This is a genomic window from Pontiella agarivorans (assembly GCF_034531395.1).
In the GTDB taxonomy this organism is placed as follows: Bacteria; Verrucomicrobiota; Kiritimatiellia; order Kiritimatiellales; family Pontiellaceae; genus Pontiella; species Pontiella agarivorans.
In genome coordinates this window covers 632,407-645,676 of record NZ_JARVCO010000010.1, presented here as the reverse complement: position 1 = coordinate 645,676, position 13,270 = coordinate 632,407, and the positions used below count along the sequence as shown (strand labels likewise).

The window sequence follows — 13,270 nt, the reverse complement described above, 5'->3', positions numbered from 1 at the left end:
ATAAACACGCCCGCACAATACACGTTTTTCAGGTATGTTTTTAACGGACCGAACTGCGTCACCGGACAAAAACATATACTTTAAAGTCGCGGGTTTTATGTTCACCGGACAGCGGTTCCGGCTTCAGACGGATGAACCCCCGGAGATTTTTCACGCCGGGATCCGGCGTAATGATGAGATCATATTCAAACCCCGGTTTTACCGTTTTCAGCTCTGTTCTGAGCGTTCCAATGCTTGGAAGCACCTCAATCAGATTGATCGGTTCATGATAGTGGTTCGTCAGCCTGACCGTGCGGGATTCATAGGCTTCCGCACGCTCCCAGATGACCCGCTTAACCGAGGGCAGATAGCTGTCGGGAATATTCACTTCAATATCGAGCCGGTAGGGAACCTGCGTATTCCTGTCGGTGGTGACCAGAATATGTTTTTTCTGTTTTCCGCTGCGACCGCGCAGCATGAATTCAGCAGTAATGCTCCCCGACTCCCCCGGCGCTATCGTGCGCGGCCCTTTCTGCGGAACCAGACATCCGCAGGAGGAATCCACCCGGATCATTTCCACCGACTGATTCCCGGGGTTTCTATACCTGAATTCAACCTGCATCTTTTCCTGCAGCGGGTGCGCTCCCAGCCGGATAAAATCCGCTTCCCACTCCAGTTGGGCGGTGGCATAGATGGCAGAAAATGCCGCTACAGTGATCATCAATCCCTTTTTCATAAACCATCGATACCCTATTTTCTGCGATTGAATAAATCAAAATCCACGAACTCATCCTGGGCGAATCTTTTATTAATATTTAATCTTAATATAGTTAACATTGACAATAATGAGTCTCAATCATAGCTTCGAACTGCTGAAAAAACAAAGAGAGGGGTTTCTAGGCATCGCCTTACATTGATCCCTCCGGACTTTTTAAAAAGGGAACAAGCGATGAAGACTCACTCTTCCGGTTCAACTCGATTATTCCGGCTTTTAAGCCTGCTTACTCTACTGACGATCTCCCCGAGTGCTTTTTCAATGGCTCCCCCGATTCGCGAGGATTTCGATGAGGCCACGCTGCCGAATGATATTTTGTGGATCTATGACTCCTCTCCGGAAGGCCGCATTGAATTGCGCGGGGATACCGAATCAGTGGTTACCGACAACATTCCCGGCTTCTTTATCAACCCGAACCATTACACCGGCAGCAACCGGATGCGGGGCAATTTTTTTGAGTGTGACCAGACCGTGGAGCTCACGCGTCAGGGTTTTTACCTCGGCCGGCCGCAATCCACCTCCGTACAGCTTCTGGTCTATGAAAGCGCGACGGAAAACGGTACGTATTCGCTGATTTCCTCCAACACCGTCACCGCACCGGTCGGCACCAACTATGTCTACGGCACACTGAACACCATCCTGAAAGAAGGCAAATACTATATGATCGGGGCGGCCTGGAATAACTCGGCGCGCTACAGCACCTCCGGCTCCCATCCGCAACAGACCGCATTCGGGCAAAGCCTCGGCGGCTATACCGCAAGCGGCTATCCGGCGGCCAACTCCATTTCCGGCGCTTCACCAAGCAGTCTCACATATGTCCAGAAATTGGATCTCGCCACCAATATGGTTATGCGTATGGACGACAGCATTTCCGCGGGACAAACTGCGACCAACAGTCTTGGCCTGGTGGTCGATATCGAAGGCTTAGATCCGGTTACTCTCAGTTTCAAACATCGCGCATCCGGGGAGGAAGACCAGCCCGGCGACGGCATTTTCCTAAGTAATGACAGCGGCACCTCATTCACAAAAATTTATGATCTGCCGAACGGAACCACCGGCTGGCAAACTTTCAACCTCGACATTAACGCCCTGGCCGCACAGAACGGCATTCCAATTACTGGAAATCCAGTCATTAAATTCCAGCAGGTGGACAATTACAGCTGGCCGACCGACGGCCGCGAATTTGATGATATCCGGATCTATTCCAATGCGGATATCGACCTCGATGATGCCGACTATCTCTTCGTTTCCAACACCAACAACATCTGGAAAACCGTACTCGGCACCCGGAACATTCCGATTGAACTCCAGACCACACTGCGCAGTGGAGTCGCCGCCGAATCCTATCCGAATACAGCATACCGCTTCACCATACTCGACGGGGCCACACCGGTATTTTCCAACAGCGCAAACCGGAATATCAGCTTTCCAGCGCTTGAAACGGAGGAGGATGACTGGACCGCAAACTTCTACATTCCCGGTACGGAAAAATTCGCCAAAAACAACTACACGATTCTGATCGAAGCCGACGCCGACAACCAAATCAATGAGGGCCGGGAAAACAACAATACCGCCACCCTGCCGATCACGATCAACCAGTATTCGGGCAAACTGTATTTCGACGACATCGAAACTGAAATTACCGTGACCGATTGGAGCCGCACTTCCGACACGCACCACACCATCAGCGGAACCGGCCTGCTTTCGGGCTATCCGTTCACCTTTACGAATCTTCAGGCCATTAAAGATCCCGCCACGCTGGACTACACCATGAACCCCGCCGATTGGCAGACGATTAACGTCGATGTGCCGGACCAATTCGAGCAGCAGGATATCCATTACACCTTCTCGTCCCCGGTCCGGCTCACCGCCAACGGCGGCACCGTGGATGTGGAGGTTCGGCTGCCTTCCGGGCTCGGCATTTCCACCCACCAAACCTACATGATGGATTCCACGATCGAATTCTATGACGTTCCGGTCGATACCGCGCTCAGCATGAACACCTCCCTCACCCGCAATGCCAACTTCCAACTCTCGGAAGAAACCAAACCGCTGTGGATTGCCGCCACGAGCGCCACCTGGCATCCAACCCTCGGAACCTTTGAATTCACCCACGAAGGCTCCATCGTCTGCACCCGTACCGCCGGGCATGAATTTCTGGAAAGCAACAGTTCGAATATGGTCGACCCGAACCTCGCCCTCAAACGCTCCAACGCGGAATACTATCGCTTTGTCGATTCCGTCCAATCCGATATCACAGTAACCACCACCGCCAATGAAGACGCTCGCTTGAGCACAAAACTCGCATTGAGCCCCGGCTATTTTTCACCGCACCTCCCCTATGGTCCGGAAATCAGCTGGAACTACAGCAGCCAGCTTGAGTTGACGGATGACCTGCCGACGACGGGCAGCGCACTGGCCGACCCCGGCGCGCTATCCATCACCTACGCCACCACCTGTGCGGAAGCCGCCTGTTCAGCCCCGGCCGATCCGGAAACCCTTCCTCTCGTTCCCAACGATTATTTCATGACATTCAGTAAAGACGGCGGGCTCGACCTCCCGGTCTATTTCAACGCCACCGACATCCGCTGGGGCCGCGGACAAAACGGCCTTTATGCGCAGGAAGCATCAAACTTTAATAACGGGCGTTTTTATATGCCCGGGCATTTCATCCGGAATGACCAATCTCAGCTATCCTCCGATCTGAATGTGGGCCCCGCTGTAATCCTCCTCTCCGGTATGCGCCCGGATACCGGCGATATGGAACGACCCGGCCACTATTCCGGCAACGAAGATTATCGCGCCGGACTGGCCGATTATGCCGGACTGAACCTGCGGGTTGAAGAGAACCTTTACCGGGCGGCCCGCTCGGTTCTGGGCGGCGAGCAAACCGATTACTGGCTGCAAACCGAGCGCTCGAAATATTACGTCCGTCCCTCCGGCGTCACTGGGATTCACGAAGCCGAACCGTACAGCTTCCCCGATACCCTTGAAATTTACGGCTATCTCCATCAATTCGATCAATACGGCCTTTCCTACCTTTCCGGCAACCCCGTGGAAAGCCGGACCGACGGCCTCGTCATGCTGCCCTATCCTTCCAGTTTTGATGTGGAATACGACGGGCTCCGCTTTGACTGCCTCGGCGAAATTCTCGGCGGCGAACTCGCCAATGCCTCCGACAAATTAATGGCCTACTGGAATGCGGTCATTGATCCGCGCACCTTCTTTTATGCCCCGACCGATGCAAGCACCTGCGCCAACAGCGCCCGCGTCCTCTGCCTGGGCATCACCACCGCCTGCGCCAATATCGACGGCCTGCTGTCCGGCGTTCTCGGGTTTATGCCCAATGGAAATCTCGCCAACAAAGCGGCGGGCGTGCAGAACGTCGATTCCCGCTTAAGCCTGCCGGACCGAATCCAACTCGATGGCCCCGGCAGCGAGGAATATCATTTCACGCCCATTCTTTCCGCCTACTACAATGACTACGAAAATCGCGGGGGCGGGTCCGCCGACATCGGCTGGATCAACTTTGCGGGTGCCCTGGATGTGGCCTTCTTCGACGATCTGAATGTCTTGTTCCACACCAGTGCCAGTACCAATAGTTCCACAGCGCCGATCTATATGACCGGTGGTTTTTCCGACGGTTCGGCGCAGACCTTCCACGTCAACCCCGGAACCTTTGACGAACTGAATGCCGGCAAACCTTCCGGCGTAATTGTCGATGATTTCCGCAATCCGTATACCGATCAGTATCGGGTTCACGCCCGGAAAACCTGGCTGGAAATCGTGAATTTTGATTACCCCCTCAACTGGTCCACCTCCACCAAATCCTTTCAATCCGCGGAGCCCGTTGAAAATGATATTGTGGTCCTGAAACTGGAGCATCAGGCCGACTACCTCAGCGCCGACCATGCCGAGATTTCGTTCGGGGTTCAGTACGACGGACTTCCCCAGATTAACATCGCCAACATGGCCTTTAATGCCATCGATGAACAAACCGGGATGGCCTCCGCCGTGCTGAACAGCGTAAACAGCAATTTGTTCCAAACCATTTTTTCCGGCCTGACCCAGTTTGACAACCTGCTGGCCGATGTACCGGAAAAACTGTTTGAGCCTATTCTCGCGCAATCCGTGGATCCTATTGTGGATGAACTCTACACCGCATTGAACAATGCCTATGCCGCAGCGCCGGATACGGATTATTATTCATCCCTGATTCAGGGCTATGTTGCCGGGCCCGTCGGATCGGTTCAGCAGCAGCTTGAAGACCTGGTCGACACGTCTGGAAATGCCGTCAATATGCTCGATGAAATTGACGAACATCTGGAACAGGCCCTGCGGGTGATTGATGCCTTCGTCAACACCGTTGAATATGATCCGCTGACCGGACAGCAACTGGCTCAGCCGATTTCCGGCCTGCTGAATCTTCAGGGCACCCAATTCGAGTTCCTCGGCGATTTAGCCGCCGGCATCATCGGAACCATGGCCGCCGATCTGGCCAATGAACTGGCAGGCGAACTCGTTCCGGAACTGAACGAAACCCTTGAAGAACTGAAACCCGCGCTCGATACCGCCCGTGAATATTTAACCGAAATCCGGGACGTGATTGAAGAGGCCAAAGCGCAATTGGCCGCCGGTGAATCGTTTGTCCGCGAACTGCAGAACGCGCTCGACCCGGCACAGCTTCAGGCCGCCATGGATGCGGCGGTCAGCGACCTCACCGAACAGTTTGACGATCTTCAGGCCGCCGGCGATCTGTTCGAGGAATATACCGCAGAAGAAATCAAGACCCTGATCCGCCAGTCGATTGAAGACCGGTTCTATGCCTCCCTCGCATGCTGCAATATCCAGCAGGTGATCCGCAGCCGGCTCTACGATGTTCAGGCTTCGGTGGAAACAGCCATCGACGGTGTTTTCCAGCAGGTCAATACCGCCATAAAAAATGTCATCGGCGAATACCTGACCGCTATCGATGAAGAAATCAACGGTATGCTTGGCGACCTTTCAGATCTCGTCGGGGCCGGACAGATCGACGGCTACGCCCATGTTAAGCACGATTCGCTGACCGAGCTTCGGCTGGACGGCGCCTTCCAATGGAAAGTGCCGGAAGAGATGGAATTCTCGGCCTACATGATTATCCGCCAGCTGAATGCCGACGGCTCTTCCAGTTGCGGTCTACCGGGCGATAATGCCACCGAAGTGATTCTCGGAACGGATGATGTCGGGCTCAGTTGGGTGGGTTCCGATCTGCGTGCTAAAATCAATACGAAGTTTGCCTTTTCATCCGGCCCCTTCAAACCGATCGGTCTGGCCGGTGCCTTCGAAATGACGGAAGGCAGCGTCAGCTTTGAAGCCTTCAAAATCACCGAACTCTATGCGGCGGCGGCCTTCGGCGCGCGGGAAAACTATCTGTCTGCGGCCCTGCGCTGCGAAATGACCAGCTTCGAAGTGGAAGGCGGCGTGTTCTTCGGGCGCACCTGCAGTCTGGATCCGTTTGCGTGGGATCCCGATGTTCAGGGCATTCTCGGCGATCCGCCCTTTACCGGCGTGTATGTCTATGGCGAAGGCTGGATGCCCATTGTCGACTACGGCTGCCTCTTCCGTATCAAGGCCGGCGTCGGCGCGGGAATGTTCGCCTTTCTGGAAGGTCCGATCGGAGGAAAAGTCTTCCTCGGGGCGGAAGGCGAAGCACTTTGTGTGGTGGGCGTTCGCGGCGAGGTTACCCTGGTCGGCATGAAAAACGGCGACCTTATGCGAATGAAAGGCAAAGGCAAAATTTCAGGTAAAGTCGGGCCCTGCCCCTTCTGCGTCAAATTCAGCGCGAGCGCTGAAATCACCTATGAAAACGGCGATTGGGATGCCGATTATTAGAGGACCATTATGATTGGAACTACATTATTTAAATCAGGACTGAACGCGGCGGTTTTGTCCGTGGCACTGGCGGTTAACCTGCTGCCCCGATCATCAGACGCCCAGAACAATCAGGGACTCGGCGATATGATTTTCACGGCGGGTACGGTGACCACCGATGAAAACGGACGCGACTGGGCCTATCTCAGCTGGATGGCCACCGACCTTTCGATGCTGCTGGGTGTGCAGTACGACATCTATGCCAAATCCGGCGATTTTGATGATGCCGTCCCCTACCAATTCAAGGGCACCGCCCAACTGCATACAGACCCGCAGTCGATCACGGTGCTGAGCGGTCAGGCTGTAAATCTCGGTCAGGACTTAAACCAATTGGAAGATGTAATTGATCAGCTGTTCGCGGAAGCCGTACCCGCCGGGAATCTGACCCTTGGCGAAAAGGTTGCGGCGGTCATCGACGGGTCCGTTGAGGATACCCTGATGTTTCAGAATATCGTCTTTATGTCGCAGGCCCACCCGGCCCTCACGCTGGCTCTCGGCCGGGGTTTTGCCTGCCGGCTCGATACGGCAGGTATTACCAGCTTTGAAATTCGCGATCACAACACCGACGAAGTCATCGGCCGAATCAGCGTGGAAGCCGGCAACCCGCTTGTCCTTCCGGCCCCCGGAGCGATGACACAGGTTTATGACACCTCCCCCAAAGGACACCTGAATATACGCCTGCGCTGGCAGGTGCCCGATGCATTGCGGCGGCTTTCGCTCATGCAGTTCGGCTATAACCTGTATCGCATGGATTATGACTTTGCTGTGAATAACGGATACGATGGAACGCCCCCCGGCACCGCCTTACTGCAGGAACTGGCACAGGTGAACCCGCAGGTGAAACGGGTGAATAATCTGCCGATTCTGCCGGATGAAGATGCGGTTGAACCGAACACCTATTTCTTCATTGATGACAATGACGGACTCAGCGGAGGCATTCCTTTTGTGGACGGCGAACAATATGTTTATTTTGTCACCGCATTGGATTTGCTCGGCCGGGATGGCGAGGTTTCGGCCGGGTTTACCGCGGAAGCCTGCGACCGGGTGGCACCGCGCGTGCCGAAGGACATCCGTACCCGCGCGCTCTACACCTTCGATGAAGCCAGCAATACTGTTCAGTCCGTAGAGATTTCCTGGGATCAGGATCCCGACGCCGCCGAAACGCATGCCTATTATGTCTATCGCTACGACAGCATTGCTGCCATGCAGGCCAACGCGGCCAATGAGTTGTTCGGCCGTATTGCCGGCCCCATTGCCCGTCAGGAGAATGTAGACCGGTTGATGTACACGAATGTGTTGACGGCGGCCGATCAGGACCGCACCTATTGGTATACGGTGCGGGCCATTGACGATGCGGCGTGCGGGCCGAACCTTTCGTTGAACAGCGCGCCGGTTCACGGCGGCATTCACGATTGGGAAGGACCGGAAGATCAGGGCGAAGCAAGCGTCGGCATTTATGTGGAAACGCTGAACTGTTGGGCAGATCAATTTGGCAGCGGCCCTGACGTTCCGGATTACGATCTGGAGTTGAACTGCATCCGGACCAACGCCGGCGCTGAATGGGTTGAATTCGCCTACATGCCCGGAGAGAGTATCGGGCAACCCCAGTACACACCTGCAATCTTCACGGGACGCCACTATTTCGGAGACAGCCCGGAAGTTAAGGTGCAGGTGAAACTGCCGGAAGGGCACCTCTCGTACTACACGATATACTGCCGGGTCGGCAACGGAATGAAAACCAGTGATTATGTAACTGCCGTCGGCAGTGTGAAGGGAACCGGCATTGCCAATTTTGTCTGCGGAGCCTCCTACGGCTATACCGATGACTCCAGCGAGGGCCCGCATATTACCAATACCGGCCTGCCCTATTTCCCGGTGCTGGAAGTTGAAGTGCCGAGCGATGCCGGTGAGTACCGTTTTTACAGACGGGTCAACAGCGGGCCGCGTACCCTGATCGGTCAGGGCGAAACCACCAATGCGCTCGTCATTACGGAATCCGATGAACAGGCCTATATCGCGAATGGCGGAACCATTTGTTACTACTATCAGTTCTTCGACTTTAACGGAAACCCCGGCCCGATGACCCTGATTGACTGTGTTGAAATGGCTCGGGCCATGGCGCTTCCCGTTCCGGTTTTGAATCCGATTAAAAGCAGCGGAACCGAAAATGCATCACCGGGATTGGAAGCCGGCTGGTTCTGTGCCCCGCAAGGCGTTGAGCGGTTTGAGGTGGCCATACACAAAGCTTCGGGAAGTGCCCCCCCAGAAACCTTCAGCCCCGATCTGCGGGATATTGAAAACAACGGCATTACCAATTTCGTCGATATCGTGCTGAACGGATCGGTCACCAATTTGGATTGTGTGACCTATATGACCGGGCGCGTCGGCGCTAATTTCGGCCTGCCGGATCAACCGGAATTCCTGATTACCGCCGAAATTGAGCTGGGCACAGAATATATTCTGATGGTTCGAGCCACCGGTCCCAACGGCGAACGCGGAGCGTGGAGCGAAGCACAGTCTTTTATCTGGTCGCCCACGTTGACGCCCGGCCCGGAAGTGCCCTGGCCCGCCCGCCCCCTTCCGCCGGTTGAGGACGCTCCGTTCCATCCTGATGTACATGCCCAACTGCTTGTGCCCGATGGATATGATCTCCTGCCGGATCCGGTCTATCAGGGAATCAACGAACCCCGCATTGGAATTCAAATCGGAAGCATTCCCGTCAGTCTGATGTTGAAGCCGCCTTCAAAATCCGGAATCTCCATCTATGATCCCGGCGATCCGTCGGCTTACCTCTACACCAATGCCGATGGAGAAACGGTGTTCCCCTGTGCGCTCTATCGTATTCAGGTGGATTCCCCCCAGTATCCGAATGTGAGTGGCGATGTCGTGCAGGTTTCCGTACTGATGGAAGCACTGGCGTGGGGACAGGGCACAAATGAATCGTTGATCTATGATCCCTTTGTGGCAGCCGCCCGAACAAGCACGAATGACGACTGGGACCTATACCTGCTCGACACCCACCCGATGGTCTACGGCGCCTCCTATCGCTATCTGCTCGTTCGCTTCGGACCGGATGGAGAGATGCTCAAAATTTACAACGTCGGAACCGTTAGCATTCCGCAAAAACCTTAACGACAGGAACGGGCTATGATGAGCGCAATCAGGAATGAATTTAAACGCGCGGCTTTGATCGGCATCGTCGGTTGCGCCGCAACCGTCTCGCATGCAGGTTTTGTCTCGGAAACCGCAACCGAATTTTTCACCACGGCGGATCTGAATGGCGATGGGTTTCCTGACATTCTGGTGGTGGATAAAGCCAGCGGAACGTTCCGCGCGGGCTATCAGTTGGTCGATCAGGTTTTCACCTGGTCGGAATCGCGCGGACTCGGCGCAACCAACATCACCGGGCTGGCCACCGGCCCGATGCTTAACACCGGATTGGATGCCATCGCCGCCACAACGCCCCTCCTCAACCGGGTTAATCTGATTGAGGCGCTAAAACCAACCCAACCCGCATTCCCGGTTCCCGTATTTGGGAATGAATACGGCCCGGAAATCCTCGTTTCCCTCGAAATCGGAGGCGATACGCCGGAGGCTGATCTTTTGGTGGTCAATTCCATGAGCACCCCGACCCCCTACCGCCTTGAACAGATTAAATCGCACGGCAGCAGCTTCGCCCCTGATTTGGCGTATGCCATTTCCGATGTTTGGAAACGCGGCAATCGGGTGGTGTTTAATAACACCGATGCAGCGGCGGCCTTCATGGATCGCAGCGTAAACGCCTTCCGCATGTATGATTTTTCATCGGGTTCCGTTAATCACCTGAATTCCAAATTTTTCGGCGGTGCCCTCTCCTCGCCCGACTACTGCCCGATCTATCCCACACCCGGCGACTATGTTCACCTCTTCGTCTGGGATGCCGGCACCACCAACTGCCACCGCTTTCAGATGACGGCAGGTGAAAACTTTTCCGCACTGACCGCCGTCAACTTTGGTGCGCCCATCGCCTCGATTCATTCCATTCCCGCGGATGGAACGGATTGGCTTATCGTCATTTTCGCGGACGGATCGGCTAAAGTTTACAGCTATGACGGCACTCAGAATCCCGCCTTCCTTCAGGATCTGCCCCTGCCCGCAACCGGGTTAACCTATTCAGGCATAGTCTCCTCCGGCCCCAACCGGTTTATGGCGCTTACGGCGGATCCGGCCACCGGGCACTCCACCACTGCGGAAGATTTTATTTTCGACAACGGCACCTTCACGAGTCTGGGAACCCAGTCGCTTCCATCCGTAAAACGTACACGCGGCCAGGCCAATGTATTTACCTTCAGAAACGAGCCCTTTGTCAGTTCGAATCCTCAACGTCTGCAGGCTTTGTCGGCCGGCGACTGGTCCAGATTGGGCGGCTTAACGGGGAGCCCGTTAAACGTCGATGTTGAATTTGAAACCGACCGGGGCTTGCCGCTCGGATTGGGCAACCGGGACGCCGCCACACTCGGCTATGCCGACCTTGAGGCAAACCACGTGCTCGTCAATCAGGCCGGCGATTCTTTTTCCGTACACAGCACCGAAGCCGCATTGGGCGATCAGGAAGCAGAAGCCTTTATTTCGCCGGCGCCGGGTCATTACCAAACCGGCATTGAAATCACATTTTCCAACACAACCGGAGATGACATTTTTTACCGCGAAGCCGGCTCCAATGGCTGGACCCCCTACACACAGCCCATTCCTGCATTTGAAAGCACCGAACTTCTGTTTTTTGCGCAACGCAATGGCGATATTGAACGCGGACCGATTCAGACCGCCATTTACACCTTTGATGTGCCCCCCGAAAAACTTGATTCCGATGGCGACTCAATTCCTGACTATGTGGAACTGGCCAACGGACTGGATCCACTGCAAAGCGGTCTTGATGGCGACGGCGATGGGTTTTCGGATCTGGAAGAACTTCTCGGCGGCTCTAATCCGACCGACCCGGCAAGCACCCCCGCTCTTCCAATCCCCGGAACCTCCGGCCGTCTGGAGCAACAAACAGCATTTGATCTGCAGGTCACCCCCTTCCCCTACGACGGAACAGCCAATACCGTCACCTCCAGCACAACCGGAACGGCCTTGCGCGTCTACAGCAGTTCCGGCTGGCAATATGCCTACGGCGTGGCTTCCAATCAGGTCGGAAGTGCCGATCCATCCATTCTTTTCACCAATCTGCCTTCAACCATCGAGTCCGGATTTTTCACGCTGTTGACCGAACGGCATTTCGCCATCGACACGCCCAATTGGAATAAGAACAGAGGCATTGAAATGGCTGCCGTTCAGATTCCTCCGGCCATCACTGGCTTGGAGGTAACCTCCCCGTATTCCGGAATCGACATCTACACCGATGCCGGCCTATGGATCGATGCCGCATACACCGCGCTGACCAACAGCATCACCCCGAAAATCCTCACCGATTTGACAACGGATGATGTCCTTACGGCCATGCTGGTTGAGCGGAAACTGATAGATGAACTCTACGACGCCGCTGTGATTACCAATCGATTAACCACCCTCTTCCCGGCACGACCTTCCGATCAGACCATGGACCGCGTTGCGGTGTCGGATTTGCTGTATTTAAGAAACAACACCAACCGGGCCTTTCTGCCGGAAACGGTCATTCAGGAAATTGAAACGTATACTGCAAATGCCGGAAGCGCCGCCCTCCGAGCGCTGACCGAAGATCTGTATGATATCTGCAGTACGTATACCGATTCAAATCCCGGAGCCTATCCGCTTCCCATGACCGTGCTGCGGGACTTCCTGTTGACGGGCACCCTGCATTCCAACTATGCCGCAAGTCTCCCCGCCTACACCGCGCCCCAGCTTTCAGCCATTCACACCGATGCCATGAATGCATTGAATCTGGTGAATGAACGACCGATTGAAAACCTGATGCTCGAAGTGCGCGAAGGTTCCTTCACCAATGCCTGCCCGGTTTTATGGACTGGCGGTAATCAGGCAAAAAGTCTCTACGATGCCGAGGGCCGTCCCTATATCATGCCCTTCTCTTTTGAGCTCGGGATAGGCGCCATGGTACAGGCACAGGGCTTCACCGATGTGGCATGGAACCGCGTACCGGGAACGGATCCGATGCAGATCATCAGCCTCAGCCTCACCGCGGTCCCCGTTTCTTCCGATCTCGATGCCGATGGAAACCTGCTGCCGGATGCCCTTGAAAATACCGTGCTTCAAGGAACCGGCAATGTTGCGCATCAGGATTCCGATTCCGATGGCTACAGCGATCTTCAGGAATATCTCGACGGCACCGACCCCGGCGATGCTCTGAGTGTTCCTTCTGGACCGATTGCTGATCTCAGCCCGCCGGAAATTTTCATCACTTCCCTGAGTGCGGATCAGGTCCGGTTGGATGTGCAGTGGCCGGCAGCCTATGCCGAATCCTTTAGATTTTCGGTGATCTATTCCGACGACCTCGCCGATACAGGATTCTCCACAGTCGATGAGCTGAGCCCCGGTGCTTTGAGCACCGTGCTTAATACCGCTTCATCCGACGCCCGCTTTTTCAAAATCGGAATCAGCCTGCGTTAGTTGACAATGCCCTCGGGCGGTCTA

Annotated in this window: 4 protein-coding genes; 3 read left to right on the top strand and 1 reads right to left on the bottom strand. The window is 55.1% G+C overall.

What is annotated here, in order from left to right; genetic code table 11:
* Positions 1-58 precede the first annotated feature (58 nt).
* Positions 59-715 (bottom strand): DUF1573 domain-containing protein, encoded by a 657-nt coding sequence (locus tag P9H32_RS10280; protein ID WP_322608808.1) that lies wholly within the window; start codon positions 713-715, stop codon positions 59-61.
* A 300-nt stretch (positions 716-1,015) separates the two neighbouring features.
* On the opposite strand from P9H32_RS10280, the gene P9H32_RS10275 reads away from it, so the two are divergent.
* The 3 genes from P9H32_RS10275 to P9H32_RS10265 are packed head-to-tail and all read left to right on the top strand — an operon-like array spanning position 1,016 to position 13,246.
* The gene (locus tag P9H32_RS10275) at positions 1,016-6,625 is read left to right on the top strand and encodes an AAA family ATPase (RefSeq protein WP_322608807.1); all 5,610 of its coding nucleotides are present in this window, start codon (positions 1,016-1,018) and stop codon (positions 6,623-6,625) included.
* Between the two features lie 9 nt (positions 6,626-6,634).
* A complete protein-coding gene (locus tag P9H32_RS10270) occupies positions 6,635-9,796 on the top strand; it encodes a fibronectin type III domain-containing protein (RefSeq protein ID WP_322608806.1) in 3,162 nt (1,053 codons plus the stop codon).
* A 15-nt stretch (positions 9,797-9,811) separates the two neighbouring features.
* Complete coding sequence (locus tag P9H32_RS10265; RefSeq protein WP_322608805.1) at positions 9,812-13,246, top strand: hypothetical protein; 3,435 nt, start codon at positions 9,812-9,814, stop codon at positions 13,244-13,246.
* The last annotated feature ends 24 nt before the right edge of the window (positions 13,247-13,270 follow it).

Bases quoted from the DNA above. Each gene is read 5' to 3' on its own strand.
- P9H32_RS10280 (WP_322608808.1), bottom strand. From the start codon at position 715: ATGAAAAAGGGATTGATGATCACTGTAGCGGCATTTTCTGCCATCTAT.
- P9H32_RS10275 (WP_322608807.1), top strand. From the start codon at position 1,016: ATGGCTCCCCCGATTCGCGAGGATTTCGATGAGGCCACGCTGCCGAAT.
- P9H32_RS10270 (WP_322608806.1), top strand. From the start codon at position 6,635: ATGATTGGAACTACATTATTTAAATCAGGACTGAACGCGGCGGTTTTG.
- P9H32_RS10265 (WP_322608805.1), top strand. From the start codon at position 9,812: ATGATGAGCGCAATCAGGAATGAATTTAAACGCGCGGCTTTGATCGGC.